We start from the raw sequence: 14,062 nt of genomic DNA, 5'->3' as shown, positions 1-14,062 counted from the left end.
TGCTTTAAGTCTGGGAAAAAGCTCTGTTGCAAGCCTGTCACACACCCCGGTCGCCCGGTCGTTTGAAAGGCTCAGGGTGTGGCTCATTGGCCGGCTTCCTCGGCGAACTGCAGGAAGCGTGCGGCGATGTCCGCGCCGCCCAGGGGGTCCCGGGTGACCAGCAGGACGGTGTCGTCCCCAGCGATGGTGCCCAGGATCGAGGGCATCACGGAGTGGTCGATGGCGAGGGCCAGGAAGTTCGCGGCGCCCGGCGGGGTCCGGAGGACCACGAGGTTGGCGGAGGCCTCGGCGGTGACGAGCAGTTCCCCGCACAACCTGGTCAGCCGGGCGTCGAGGATTTCCTGGGTGACGCCGCTCTTGGCCGCCCGTTCGCCGCCCTCCCCCGGGACGGCGTAGACCAGCACGCCGTCCTTGCTGCGGACCCGGACGGCGCCGAGTTCCACGAGGTCGCGTGAAAGCGTGGCCTGGGTGACCTGGACGCCGTCGTCCGCGAGCAGCGCCGCGAGTTCGGCCTGGGATCGGACCGACTCGCCCGTCAGAATAGCCGTGATCCGCGCTTGCCGGGCCGTTTTGGTGGCCGGGCTGGCCCCCGGAGAGGCTGGCTGGACGGACATCAGGCCGGGCCGCCCACCGGTGCCAGCCCATCAACCGGCGCGAGCCCGTCGACTGGCGAGAGCCCGTCAACAACGGCCAGGCCGGAGCGGTGCATGAGCCAGGCCATGAGTGCCTTCTGCGCGTGCAGCCGGTTCTCGGCCTCGTCCCAGACCACCGACTGCGGGCCGTCGATGACGTCCGCGGCGATTTCGTAGCCCCGGTAGGCCGGCAGGCAGTGCAGCACGACGGCGTCCGGCGCCGCGAGCTTCATCGCGTCGGCATCCACGGAGTAGGCGCGGAACAGCTTCATCCGCGCTTCCTTCTCCGCTTCCTGGCCCATGGACACCCACGTGTCGGTCGCGACGACGTCGGCGCCCAGGAGGGCTTCGGCGGCGTCGACCGTCACCAGCACCGAGCCGCCGGTTTCCGCGGCGCGGTCCTCGGCGGCGGCGATGATCTCCGGAGATGGCAGGTAGCCGTCCGGGCCCGCGATGCGGACGTTCATGCCCGCCGTGACGCCGGCCAGCAGGTAGGAGTTGGCCATGTTGTTGGCCGAGTCGCCCAGGTACGCCATGGTCAGGCCTTGGAGCGAGCCCTTGTGCTCCTTGACGGTCAGCAGGTCGGCCAGGAGCTGGCACGGGTGGTAGTCATCGCACAGGGCGTTGATGACCGGAACGCGGGAGTTCTCTGCCATGGCGACGAGCCCGGCATGCGCGCCGGTGCGCCACACGATGGTGGAGACCATGCGTTCGAGCACCTTGGCGGTGTCCTCGACAGATTCTTTGTGCCCGATCTGCGCCTCGCCGGGGTTGATGATGAGCGCGTTGCCGCCCATGTCCGCGATGCCGGTGGCGAAGGAGACCCTGGTCCGGGTGGAGGTCTTGTCGAAGATGACGGCCACCGTCCGGCGGCCGTTGCCGGCCGCGGCGAAGGGCTGAACGCTGTAGGGCGCGGCCTTCATCCGGACGGCGAGCTCGAGGACCTCGGCCTGTTCGGCCGGGCTGAGGTCCGTGTCCTTGAGGAAGTGGCGGACGGGCCTGGTCGAAATTTCAGTTGCGGTCACGGCGGCGGTCACTTGGCGTCCTTTGCAGCGTTGGTCTTGGCGGTCTCGAGCAGTGCGGGCAGGGCGGCCAGGAAAAGGTCTGCCTGCTCGGTGGTCAGGATCAGCGGGGGCGCCAGCCGGATGGTGCGCGGGCCCGGGCTGTTGACGATGAACCCGGCGTCGAGGCCGGCGGCAACGACGCCCGGGGCGACGTCGGCGTCGAGGTCGAAGCCGATCAGCAGCCCCTCGCCGCGGACCTCGGTCACGCCGGCGATTCCGGCGAGGCCGGCGCGCAGGTGCTCCCCCAGGTTGCGGACGTGGGCCAGGATGTCCTGGTTTTCCAGGACGTGCAGGGTGGCGAGGGCGGCGGCGGTGGCCACCGGGTTCCCGCCGAATGTCGTCCCATGCTGGCCGGCGGTCAGCAGCGCGGACGTGTCCGGGCCGAACGTCACGAGCGCGCCGACCGGGAAGCCGCCGCCCAGGCCCTTGGCGAGGGTCACTGCGTCGGGCACGATCCCGGCATCCTCGCTGGCCAGCCACTTGCCGGTGCGGCCGATGCCGGTCTGGACCTCGTCGAGGATCAACAGGGCGCCGGCCGCGGTCGTGGCCTCGCGGGCCGCCTTGAGGTAGCCGGCAGGCAGAGGCCGGACGCCGGCCTCGCCCTGGATCGGTTCGAGGAAGACGGCGGCAGTGGTCTCATCGATGGCGGCGCGGAGGGCTTCGATGTCACCGAACGGGACATGCACGACGCCGCCGGGCAGCGGCGCGAACGGCGCCCGGTAGGCCTCCTTGGAGGTCAGCGCGAGGGCGCCCATGGTACGCCCGTGGAAGGCGCCTTCGAGCGCGATGATCTTGGTGCGGGGCTTCTCTTCTGAGCCGCTGTTCCGGCGGGCGAGCTTGAAGGCCGCCTCAACGGCCTCCGTGCCGGAGTTGGCGAAGAACACCTTGGAGCCGGCCGGCGCCTTGGACAGTTCCAGCAGCTTCTCGGCCAGGGCGATCTGGGTGGGGCTGGTGAAGAAGTTCGAGACGTGGCCCAGGGTGGCCAGCTGGCTGGAGATCACCGAGGTCACGAAGGGGTGGGCGTGGCCGAGGGCGTTCACCGCGATGCCGCCGAGCAGGTCCAGGTACTCCTTGCCGTCGGCGTCCCACACGAGGCAGCCGGCGCCGCGGACCAGGACCCGCTGCGGGGTGCCGAAGACGCCGAGCAGGGAGGAGGAGTAGCGGGACAGCCACTGCGCGCCACTACTCTTTCCAGTCATAACGGAAGCTGTGGGGGCCGAGCCGGCGATGGGGGCTTCAGCGGAATGGCTCAGTTCAGTGCTGCTCACTATGCGTTCACTTCCTCGTCGGGGACGACCTGCGTGCCGATGCCCGCGGTCGTGAAGGTTTCCAGGAGCATCGAGTGCGGCAGGCGGCCGTCCACGATATGGGCGCGCTCGACGCCGTCGTCAATGGCTTTCAGGCACGCCGCCATCTTCGGGATCATGCCGGACTCAAGGCGCGGCAGCATCTCGCGCAGCTCCGACGCCGTCAGCGACGAAATGAGCGATGACCTGTCCGGCCAGCTGGCGTAAAGGCCTTCGACATCGGTCAGGATGACCAGCTTGGACGCCCCCAGGGCCGACGCGACAGCGGCCGCCGCGGTGTCCGCGTTGACGTTCAGCACCTGCCCGGTGGTGGATCCGTCGTCGTGGATTTCCGGGGCGACGGTGGAGATGACGGGAATCCGGCCGGCCGCGAGGATGTCCACAATCCCTTCCGGGTTCACGCCGACCACCTCGCCGACGAGGCCCAGGTCCACCTCTTCGCCGTCCACCACGGTGCCGGTGCGGACGGCGCGGAGCAGGCCGCCGTCCTCACCTGACATCCCGACGGCGTACGGGCCGTGGGAGTTGATCAGGCCCACGAGTTCGCGGCCCACCTGGCCGGTGAGGACCATGCGGACCACGTCCATGGCCTCGGGCGTGGTGACGCGCAGCCCGCCCTTGAATTCGGACTCGATCCCGAGCCGGCTGAGCATGGCGTTGATCTGCGGGCCGCCGCCGTGCACCACTACGGGGTGGATGCCGACGTGGTGCAGGAACACGACGTCCTCGGCGAAGGCGCGGCGGAGCTCGTCGTTGACCATGGCATTGCCGCCGTACTTGATCACCATGGTGCTGCCGGCAAAGCGCTGGATCCAGGGCAACGCCTCGATCAACGTGGCGGCCTTGTCCCGGGCGTCGGACTGGGATGTCGTCTCGCGGGTCTGGGTGTTCATGCTGTTCGTCCTTCCTGCTGGTCCTCTGTTCGTCCCTTTCAGGGGGCTAGCTGGAGTAGGCGCTGTTTTCGTGGACGTATTCGTGGGTGAGGTCGTTCGTGAGGATCGTGGCCTCGGCTGTGCCGGCCCGCAGGTCGATTTCGACGAGGACCTCGCGCGGTTCGAGATCCACGAGGTTCCGGTCATCGCCGATGCTGCCGTTGCGGCAGATCTGCACGCCGTTCATGGACACGTTCAGCTGGTCCGGCTCGAACGCCGCGTCGGTGGTGCCGACGGCGGACAGCACGCGGCCCCAGTTGGGGTCCTTGCCGAAGATCGCGGTCTTGAACAGGTTGGAGCGGGCGACGGCGCGGCTGACGATTTCGGCGTCCCGCTCGCTCGCGGCGTTGAACGTCCGGATTGCGATGTCGTGGCTGGCGCCCTCGGCGTCGCCGATCAGCTTGCGGGCCAGTTCGGCGCAGACCTGGGTCAGGCCCGTGCCGAAGTCGGCGGCGGAGGGCACGGCGCCGGAGGCGCCGGAGGCCAGCAGCACCACGGTGTCGTTGGTGGACATGCACCCGTCAGAGTCCGCCCGGTCGAAGGTGACCCGCGTGGCGTTGCGGAGTTCGGCTTCGAGCATGTCCGGCGGGACGTCGGCGTCCGTGGTGAGGACCACCAGCATGGTGGCCAGGCCCGGCGCCAGCATGCCGGCGCCTTTGGCCATGCCGCCGATGGTGTACCGGGTTCCGTCGGCGGCCGTGCCGGTGAAGACGGCCTGCTTGGACACGGAGTCCGTGGTCATGATCGCGGTGGCTGCCGCGGGGCCGCCGTCCGCGGCCAGGGCTGCAGTGGCGGAACCGATCCCGGCCAGGATTTTGTCCATGGGGAGCTGCTCGCCGATCAGTCCGGTGGAGCAGACCACGACGTCGGTGGCGGAGACGCCGAGGGCCTCGGCGGTCTTTTCCGCGGTGGTGTGCGTGTTCTGGAAGCCCTGGGGCCCGGTGCAGGCGTTGGCCCCGCCGGAGTTCAGGATCACGGCGTCCACGCGGCCGTCCTTGACCACCTCGCGGGACCAGTGCACGGGGGCCGCGGCGACGCGGTTGGAGGTGAAGACCGCCGCGGCGGACTTGGACGGGCCGTCGTTGACGACGAGGGCCAGGTCCGGGTTGCCGGACGCCTTGAGCCCGGCCGTCACGCCGGCGGCGCGGAATCCCTGCGGTGCGGTGATGCTCACGGTGCGACTCCCTGGAGGTTGAGGCCGGCGGTTTCCGCCAGGCCGAGGGCTATGTTCATGGACTGCACGGCCCCACCGGCGGTTCCCTTGGTGAGGTTGTCGATGGCGCAGCACACGATCACGCGGCCGGTGTGCTCATCGAAGGCAAGCTGCATGGCCGCGTGGTTCGATCCCTGGACCGATTTGGTGGAGGGCCACTGGCCCTCGGGGAGCAGGTGCACGAACGGTTCGTCGTCGTAGGCCTCGGACCAGGCGGCGCGCAGCCCTTCGACGGTGACACCCGGGCGCACCCTGGCGGTCGCCGTGGTGAGGATGCCGCGGCTCATTGGCGCCAGCGTGGGCGTGAAGGAGACGGTGACCGGTGCCCCCAGTGCTTTGGAGAGTCCCTGTTCGATCTCCGGGGTGTGCCGGTGTCCCCCGCCGACCCCGTAAGGGCTCATGGAGCCCATGACTTCGGCGCCGATCAGGTTGACCTTGGCGGCCTTGCCGGCCCCTGAGGTGCCGGAGGCGGAGACGATCACGACGTCGTCACCCTCCAGCAGCTGGCTGCTGAAGCCGGGCGTGAGTGCCAGCAGGGCCGACGTCGGGTAGCAGCCGGGGACGGCGATCCGGGCGGCGCCGCGCAGGGCCTCGCGCTGGCCGGGCAGTTCAGGGAGGCCGTAGGGCCAGGTTCCGGCGTGTGCCGATCCGTAGAACTTCTCCCACGCCTCCGGGTCCTCAAGGCGGTGGTCCGCGCCGGCGTCGATGACCAGGGTCCCGGCGGGCAGCTGCGCCGCGATCTCCGCGGATGCCCCGTGCGGAAGCGCCAGGAAGACGACGTCGTGCCCGGCCAGGTTCTCCACGGTGGTGTCTTCGAGGATCCGGTCAGCGAGGCCATGGAGATGCGGCTGCAATTCCCCTAATCTGGAACCGGCGTTGCTGTGGGCCGTGATGGCGCAGATGGTGACGTCGGGATGACCGGCGAGGAGCCGCAGGACCTCGCCGCCGGCATAACCGCTCGCCCCGGAAACGGCAACAGTAATAGTCATGAGCACGACTATACAGCAAGAGTATGCATAGATGCCGATATTTATGCATCGATGGGCGTGTGTCCAAAGCGCCCGATCGGCGGGCCGGGGAAACCCGGGGCGTATGCTTGGTAAAGGGTGATCCAGACCGTGCAGCTGCGAATGTCAGCTGCAGCGTTGCCCGTAACCGTGACGAGGCCAGCGCCCTAATGACCGCCACTTCCACCCTTCCCGCCGAAACGCAGGCGCGACCGACCTCGCGCGTCAGGCAGCCCAACGCCGTAGTCCTGAGCTATTCGGAACTCCTCAAGAGCGTCAAGACCGCCGGCCTCCTCGAACGTCGCGTCGGGTTCTACGTCACGGTGTTCGCCAGCCTGGTGCTCCTGATGGCCGCCACCTGGTTCGGGTTCGCGCTGATCGGTGACAGCTGGTTCCAGCTCCTGATCGCCGCCGCCCTGGGCATCCTCTGCACGCAGTTGAGTTTCCTGGCCCACGAGGCCGGTCACCGGCAGATCTTCGCGTCCCGCCGCGCCAACGACTGGGCAGCTCGTCTGCTCGCCACGTCCGTGGCCGGGATCAGCTACTCCTGGTGGGAGCAGAAGCACGGCGCGCACCACAACCACCCGAACGTCATCTCCAAGGACCCGGACATCGCACCCGGCCCCATCGCCTTCCACCCCGAAGCCGTAGCCGACCGCCAGGGACGCCTCGCGTTCCTGACCCGCAAGCAGGGCTGGTTCTTCTTCCCGCTCCTGTTCCTGGTGGGCCTGGGACTGCAGATCGACTCCGTGAAATTCATCGTCCGCCGGGCCAAGGTCACGCACCGCTGGGTCGAAATCCCGATTCTCGCGGTCCGGCTCAGCCTCCTGCCGGTCCTCGCGTTCACCTTCCTGCCGCTGGGCATGGCGTTCGCCTTCATCGGCGTCCAGCTGGCCGTGTTCGGCTTCTACATGGGCGCGTCCTTCGCGCCGAACCACAAGGGCATGCCGGTGCTCCCGGCGGACAGCCGGGTGGACTTCTTCAGCCGCCAGGTCCTGACGTCCCGGAACATCTCGGGCGGCCGCTTCATGGACATCCTGCTCGGCGGCCTCAACCGCCAGGCCGAGCACCACCTCTTCCCGGACATGGCCCGCCCGCAGCTGCACCAGGCTGCCAAGATCGTCCGCGAGTACTGCGCCAAGCACCAGGTCCCGTACACGGAAACGACGCTGATGCAGTCGTACGCCATCATTGTCCGCTACCTCAACGACGTCGGACTCGCCGCGGGCCGCCACTTCGAATGCCCGATGGCGACGGTCACCCGCCGCTACTAAGGGACGGGCCACCGGCTGCCGCGCAGGACCGGCCATCTCCGGGCGACGTCAGCTCCATCATCACGTGACGGCTGGTTACGGAACGCCCCTTCATGGTTACCGCCGGTGTCCCTAGGATGGACCCAGGGACCGGGACAGATTTCCCCGCCCGGAAAAGGAGCCACATGATGCACGCAATCGTCGCCCGCCAGGCCGGCGGCCCCGCGGTCCTCGAACTCGACGAAACAGCCCGTCCCGTTCCCGGGCCCGGCCAGCTGCTCGTCAAGGTCGCCGCCGCGGGCGTGAACTTCATTGACACCTACAAGCGCAGCGGCGTCTACAAGGTCAGCTACCCCTTCACGCCCGGCACCGAGGCCGCAGGCACCGTGGAGGAGGTCGGCGACGCCGTCACCGGGTTCGCGCCCGGCGATCGGGTGGCCACGGCCGAGGGCGTTGACTGCTACGCCGGCTATGCACTCGTCGATGAGGACAAAGCCCTCCCGGTCCCCGACGGCCTGGACGATTTCACCGCCGCGGCGCTGCCGCTGCAAGGCGTGACGGCCCACTACCTGATCAATTCCACCTTCAAGGTCGAGTCCGGCCACACCGTCCTGCTCCACGCCGGCGCCGGCGGCGTGGGGCTCCTGATGATCCAGCTGCTCAAGGCCAGGGGCGCCAACGTCATCACCACCGTTTCGACAGACGCGAAAGAGCAGCTGGCCCGCGAAGCCGGCGCCGACCACGTGCTGCGCTATGACGGTTTCGCCGACCGGGTCCGGGATCTGACCAACGGCACCGGCGCGGACGTGGTGTACGACGGCGTCGGAAAAGACACGTTCGACGCCTCCATGGCGTCGCTGCGCATCCGGGGCATGCTGGTCCTCTTCGGCGCAGCGTCCGGCCCGGTCCCGCCGTTCGACCCGCAGCGGCTCAACGCCGGCGGCTCGCTGTACCTCACGCGGCCCACCATGGGCCACTACCTGCGCGACGCCCGGGAACGCCGCTGGCGCTCCGACGAAGTCTTTGCCGCCGCTGCCGAGGGCAGCCTGAAGGTCAGGATCGGCGCACGCTACCCTCTCGGCGAGGCATCCCGTGCCCACGAGGACCTTGAACAGCGCCGTACCACCGGCAAAGTCATCCTGGTTCCCTAAGCCGTTCGGCAATACCATCCGTTCATCTCCTGCAGGGATAATGCGCCAGTGACCGAGCAACGACTGACCCCCAGTGAAGCCCCCGACGCCGGTGCGGTGCAGAGTCTTCCCGCTCCCCATCTCACCGTCCACGAGCCCCAGCTGCCGGGCGCACTCTCCGCCCCGCCGGAGCGGACGCTGATAGACATCATCCGCGATACTGCCGCCCGGTACCCGGACGCTTCGGCACTCGACGACGGCCACCGTTCGCTCAGTTACGCCCAGCTCATGGACGAGGTCCGGGCCACGGCACGGAAACTGCACCTCGCCGGGCTCGGTGCCGGCGACAAGATCGGCGTCCGGATCCCGTCCGGCACCAACGAACTCTACGTCTCGATCCTGGCGGTGCTGCTGGTCGGTGCGGCCTATGTCCCCGTGGACGCCGACGATCCCGACGAGCGGGCCAAACTGGTCTTCGGCGAGGCGAGGGTGGCCGGCATCCTCCGCGCCGGCGGGAAAATCGTCACGGACAGCAGCCGCCCCCGCCCGTTCCCCGACGCGAGGCCGCCCGGCCCCGACGACGACGCATGGGTCATTTTCACCTCCGGCTCCACCGGCACCCCCAAGGGCGTCGCGGTCCAGCACCGCTCGGCCGCCGCCTTCGTGGACGCCGAGGCGCGCATCTTCCTGCAGGCCGATCCGGTGGGTCCGCAGGACCGGGTGCTGGCCGGCCTGTCCGTCGCCTTCGATGCCTCCTGCGAGGAAATGTGGCTTGCATGGCGCCACGGCGCGTGCCTGGTCCCGGCACCCCGGGCGTTGGTGCGGACCGGCATGGACCTCGGCCCGTGGCTCATCAGCCACGGCATCACCGCGGTCTCCACCGTCCCCACGCTGGCAGCGCTCTGGCCCGTGGAGTCGCTGGAAAGTGTCCGGCTGCTGATCTTCGGCGGGGAGGCGTGCCCGCCGGACCTTGCCGAACGGCTCGCCGTCGAAGGACGCGAAGTCTGGAACACCTACGGGCCCACCGAGGCCACCGTAGTCGCGTGCGCCGCGCAGCTCGGCGCGCCCGGCCCCGTCCGGATCGGCCTGCCGCTGGACGGCTGGGACCTCGCCGTCGTCGACGCCGATTCGCTGCCCGTCGCCGAGGGCGCGGTGGGCGAACTGATCATCGGCGGCGTGGGGCTGGCCCGGTACCTTGACCCGGTCAAGGACGCGGAAAAATATGCCCCCATGCCGTCCCTGGGCTGGCCGCGCGCCTACCGCTCCGGCGACCTCGTCAGGTACGAGGCGGAAGGCCTCATTTTCCAGGGCCGCGCTGATGAGCAGGTCAAGCTCGGCGGCCGCCGGATCGAGCTCGGCGAAATCGATGCCGCCCTGCAGTCCCTGCCGGATATCGCCGGCGCCGCCGCCGCCGTGCAGACCACCGCGGCCGGCAACCAGATCCTGGTCGGCTACCTTGCCGCCGTCTCGGGCCAGGACATCGACCTCGCGGCCGCCCGCGAACTGCTGGGCGAACGCCTGCCCGCGCCCCTCATTCCGCTGCTGACGCTTGTCGATTCGCTGCCGACCAAGACCAGCGGCAAAGTGGACCGCCATGCCCTGCCCTGGCCACTCAGCGGAACCGGAGCGGCCGAGGCCGAAGGTGCGCCGCTGAACCTGCCGGAGGACGCGCAGTGGATCGTGGAGCAGTGGAGCGCCGTGCTGGGAAGCCCGGTCACCAGCCTCGACGCCGACTTCTTCGCCTACGGCGGCGGCTCGCTGGCCGCCGCGCAGCTCGTGTCCGCCCTGCGCGTCCGCTATCCCACCATCACGGTGGCCGATATCTACGCGACACCACGGGTGGGCGCCCTGGTGGACGTGGCCCGCCAGTCGCTGCCGGAGGGCGGCGCCGTCGCTGCCCAGGAGCGCACGGTCCGGCCCACCGCGCGGAAGTCCCAGGCCTTCCAGACGCTCCTGGGCGTTCCCTTGCACATCCTGGTCGGCATGCGCTGGCTGACCTACCTGATGGCAGCCAACAACCTGCTGGCCGCCTTCGCCGGATTCAGCGCCGCGCCAACGATTTCATGGTGGTGGGTGGGCGCATCCTGGCTGACCTTCGTCAGTCCCGCCGGGCGGATGCTGCTCTCCGTTGCCGCAGCCCGCATCCTGCTCCGCAACGTCGTGCCTGGCACCTATCCCCGGTCCGGGCAGGTGCACCTCCGGCTCTGGCTCGCGGAACAGATCCAGGACCTGGCCGGCGCCATCAGCCTCGCCAGCGCGCCCTGGGTGCCCTACTACGCGAAAGCTCTCGGGGCGAAGATCGGCGAGAATGTCCAGCTCCACTCGCTCCCGCCCGTCACCGGGCTGCTGACCCTCGGCGCCGGGTCCAATATCGAGCCCGAGGTCGATCTGTCCGGCTGGTGGATCGACGGCGACCGTGTCCACATCGGCGCCATCCGGATTGGCGCCGGCGCAAGCGTCGGGGCCCGCAGCACGCTGATGCCGGGCGCCACAGTGGGTGCCGGAGCTCAGGTGGAGCCGGGTTCCGCCGTGATCGGGAAGGTCAAGGCGGGCCAGCTCGTGGCCGGGTCGCCCGCCGAGCGCCGTGGCAAGGCCCGGCATTCATGGCCGGACTCCCCTCCGGAGCACCGGCTGATGGGCCGGCTCTGGTTCGCCGGCTTCGCCGCCGCCTCCGCCATGCTGGCGCTCATCCCCTACGTCTCCGCCGCCGTCGCGGCCTTGGTGATCTTCGCGTTCATCCGGGGCAGTTCCTCCCTGCCCGCGGCGCTGCCCGGCATAGCGCTCTCGATCCCGCTGGCGGCGCTGGCATGGTTCCTGACCAACCTGCTGCTGATCCTGGCCACGACGAGGCTCCTCAGCGTCGGCCTCGCGGAAGGCTACTACCGGGTCCGGAGCCGGATCGGATGGCAGGTGTGGGCGACCGAGCGGGTACTGGACCTGGCCCGGGATCTGCTGTTCCCGATCTACGCCAGCCTCTTTACGCCGGTCTGGCTCCGGCTTCTCGGCGCCAAGGTCGGCCGCAACGTCGAGGCCTCGACTGTGCTGCTGATCCCGCGGATGACCACCGTGGGCGAGGGCGCGTTCCTGGCCGATGACACCATGGTGGCGTCCTACGAACTCGACGGCGGCTGGATGCACATAGCCCCGGCCAAGATCGGCAAGCGGTCCTTCCTGGGCAACTCGGGCATGACGGCGGCCGGGCGCAGCGTGCCCAAGAACTCCCTCGTCGCGGTGCTGTCCGCGACGCCGGCCAAGGCGAAGTCCGGCACCTCGTGGCTCGGCAGCCCGCCTGTGCGGCTGCGGCGCACCGCCATCGCCTCGGACGACACCCGGACCTACCAGCCGCCCCGGAAGCTGAAGGTTGCGCGCGCCCTGTGGGAGCTGTGCCGCTTCGTCCCGGTCATGCTGACAGTCGCAATCGCCGTCGGCGTGATGCTGGCGTTCGACGCGATGGCGACCCTCTTCAACTACGGAATCGCCGCCCTCCTGAGCGGGGTGGTGGTCCTGCTTGCCGGGGCGACGGCCGCGGGCAGTGCCGTCGTGGCCAAGTGGCTGCTGGTGGGCCGCATCCGCCCCGGCGAACACCCGCTGTGGAGCTCCTTCATTTGGCGGAACGAGGTTGTGGACACGTTCATTGAGATGGTCAGCGCCCCGTGGTTCGCGCGCGCCGCCACGGGGACACCGGCGCTGGTGTGGTGGCTGCGGGCACTTGGCGCGAAAATCGGTACCGGAACCTGGTGCGAAAGCTACTGGCTGCCGGAGGCGGACCTGGTCACCCTCGGCAGGAATTCGACCGTCAACCGCGGGTGCGTGGTCCAGACCCATCTGTTCCATGACCGTGTCATGAGCATCGACACTGTTACGCTCGATGACGGAGCCACCATGGGCCCGCACGGCGTCATCCTGCCGCAGGCCAGGATCGGCAGCGGCGGCACGGTGGGGCCGGCGTCCCTCGTCATGCGGGGCGAAACCGTCCCTGCCGGGACGTACTGGATGGGCAATCCGGTCAGCCCCTGGGACGGCCCGGCACCGCCCGCCGGGCCCCGTTAGGCCCGGCGCCTGCGCACGTCCACCAGCACCACAACCGAAGGTCCGTCCATTGAGCACCAGCGCACCAAGCAGCAGCGGCGCCGCCGCCCGCGGGGACATCAGCGGGGAAATCAGCCGCGAAATCAGCCGGGCCACCTCCCCGGAAGCCGGCGCCCCGGACCCCTATATGCCGGGCCATGGGACCAACGCCTACCGCGTCACCCGGTATGAACTCGATCTGGACTACCGGGTCAGCAGCAACCGCCTTGCCGGGCACGCCGTCCTGCACGCCATCACGCAGCTCCCGACGTCGGCGATCGTCCTGGACCTGGCCGGTTTGCGGGCCACCAAGATCCAGCTCAACGGGCGCAGGGTGCGCCGGTTCACCCAGCGGGCAGAGCAGCTCGTCGTCTACCCCGACAACCCGCTGCTCGCCGCCGAGGCCTTCACCCTGGACATCCGCTACGAGGGCTACCCCGCGCCGCGCCGCGGCGTGTGGGGCGAAGTGGGCTGGGAAGAGCTCTCCGATGGTGTGCTGGTCGCCGGGCAGCCCAACGGCGCAGCTTCCTGGTTTCCGTGCAATGACCACCCGCGGGACAAGGCGAGCTACCTCATCACGGTTACCACCGACGCGAACTACCGGGCCGTGTGCAACGGCGTGATGCTCTCCCGCACCAGCAGGGCCAGCCGCGAGACCTGGGTTTTTGAGCAGGCCGAACCCATGGCCACCTACCTGGCGACGGTCCAGATCGGCCGTTATGAGCTCCTGACGCTCAATGCCGAGCGGCCCTCAGGGCACGTTCCGCAGTATGTGGCCGTGCCGGCGTCGCTGCAGGCGGGCGCCCGGGCCGCCCTGGCCCGCCAGCCCGACATGATGCGGACCTTCACCAACTGCTTTGGGCCGTACCCGTTCCCGGAGTACACCGTGGTGGTCACCGACGACGTGCTGGAAATCCCGCTGGAGGCGCAGACACTGTCCATCCTGGGCCCCAACCATCTGCGGCAGGATTGGGAATCGCAGCGGATGATCGCCCATGAACTCGCCCACCAGTGGTTCGGGAACTCGCTCACCACCGCAACCTGGAAGGACATCTGGCTGCACGAGGGCTTTGCCTGCTACGCGGAATGGATCTGGTCTGAAGAGGCCGGCATCATGTCGGCGGCCGCCCGCGCGCGCGCCGCCTGGCGCAAGCTCTCCGCGGCCCCGCAGGACCTGATGGTGGGCGACCCGGGCCCGGAGCTGATGTTCGATGACCGGGTCTACAAACGCGGAGCCCTGGCCCTGCACGCTCTGCGGGTACGCTCCGGCGACCTGGCGTTCTTCGCCCTGCTGCACGACTGGACGGACCGCTTCCGCCACGGCACCGTGACCACCGCCGACTTCATCGTCGCGGCCGCCCACACCACGGGCCTGGACGCAGAGGCCCTGCTGCACCCGTGGCTGTTCGCCGATGCCCTCCCGCCGCTCCCGCAGGCAACGCCGCCCAAGCTCTGA

The 14,062-nt window shown here is 69.5% G+C and carries 10 protein-coding genes; 4 read left to right on the top strand and 6 right to left on the bottom strand.

The annotated features are described in order from the left end of the window. Positions 1–83: 83 nt before the first annotated feature. The 6 genes from ABH915_RS08235 to argC all read right to left on the bottom strand — a co-directional run bounded on the left by ABH915_RS08235 (position 84) and on the right by argC (position 6,137). Complete coding sequence (locus ABH915_RS08235) at positions 84–614, bottom strand: arginine repressor (RefSeq protein WP_018774413.1); 531 nt, start codon at positions 612–614, stop codon at positions 84–86. Beyond that, complete coding sequence (gene argF / locus ABH915_RS08230) at positions 614–1,669, bottom strand: ornithine carbamoyltransferase (protein WP_370119797.1); 1,056 nt, start codon at positions 1,667–1,669, stop codon at positions 614–616. The genes ABH915_RS08235 and argF overlap by 1 nt, the downstream gene beginning before the upstream one ends. Further along, entirely contained in the window at positions 1,666–2,895 is a 1,230-nt protein-coding gene (locus ABH915_RS08225) for an acetylornithine transaminase (protein WP_370124968.1), read from the bottom strand. Before ABH915_RS08225 ends, argF begins: the two co-directional genes overlap by 4 nt. A 68-nt stretch (positions 2,896–2,963) precedes the next feature. Next, positions 2,964–3,896 carry an acetylglutamate kinase gene (argB, locus tag ABH915_RS08220; RefSeq protein WP_370119794.1) on the bottom strand — a complete coding sequence of 311 codons (933 nt, stop codon included), beginning with the start codon at positions 3,894–3,896 and terminating at the stop codon, positions 2,964–2,966. A 46-nt stretch (positions 3,897–3,942) separates the two neighbouring features. After that, a complete protein-coding gene (gene argJ / locus ABH915_RS08215) occupies positions 3,943–5,109 on the bottom strand; it encodes a bifunctional glutamate N-acetyltransferase/amino-acid acetyltransferase ArgJ (protein ID WP_370119791.1) in 1,167 nt (388 codons plus the stop codon). Next, complete coding sequence (gene argC, locus ABH915_RS08210) at positions 5,106–6,137, bottom strand: N-acetyl-gamma-glutamyl-phosphate reductase (protein WP_370119788.1); 1,032 nt, start codon at positions 6,135–6,137, stop codon at positions 5,106–5,108. The genes argJ and argC overlap by 4 nt, the downstream gene beginning before the upstream one ends. A 188-nt stretch (positions 6,138–6,325) precedes the next feature. Here argC and ABH915_RS08205 point away from each other — a divergent pair, with 188 nt between their 5' ends. The 4 genes from ABH915_RS08205 (at position 6,326) to ABH915_RS08190 (ending at position 14,062) form a co-directional block, all read left to right on the top strand. After that, positions 6,326–7,429: a fatty acid desaturase gene (locus tag ABH915_RS08205; RefSeq protein ID WP_370119785.1), complete on the top strand. Its 1,104-nt coding sequence runs from the start codon at positions 6,326–6,328 to the stop codon at positions 7,427–7,429. 164 nt (positions 7,430–7,593) lie between these two features. Then, the gene (locus ABH915_RS08200) at positions 7,594–8,559 is read left to right on the top strand and encodes a quinone oxidoreductase (RefSeq protein WP_370119782.1); all 966 of its coding nucleotides are present in this window, start codon (positions 7,594–7,596) and stop codon (positions 8,557–8,559) included. Positions 8,560–8,655: 96 nt separating this feature from the next. Beyond that, positions 8,656–12,588 carry a Pls/PosA family non-ribosomal peptide synthetase gene (locus ABH915_RS08195; RefSeq protein ID WP_370124967.1) on the top strand — a complete coding sequence of 1,311 codons (3,933 nt, stop codon included), beginning with the start codon at positions 8,656–8,658 and terminating at the stop codon, positions 12,586–12,588. A 49-nt stretch (positions 12,589–12,637) separates the two neighbouring features. After that, positions 12,638–14,062 (top strand): M1 family aminopeptidase, encoded by a 1,425-nt coding sequence (locus tag ABH915_RS08190; RefSeq protein ID WP_018774422.1) that lies wholly within the window; start codon positions 12,638–12,640, stop codon positions 14,060–14,062.

The organism is Arthrobacter sp. MW3 TE3886 (assembly GCF_041262145.1).
Classification (GTDB): Bacteria; Actinomycetota; Actinomycetes; order Actinomycetales; family Micrococcaceae; genus Arthrobacter.
Note: the sequence above shows the minus strand (reverse complement) of the source record. Positions and strands in the feature narration are given on the sequence as shown.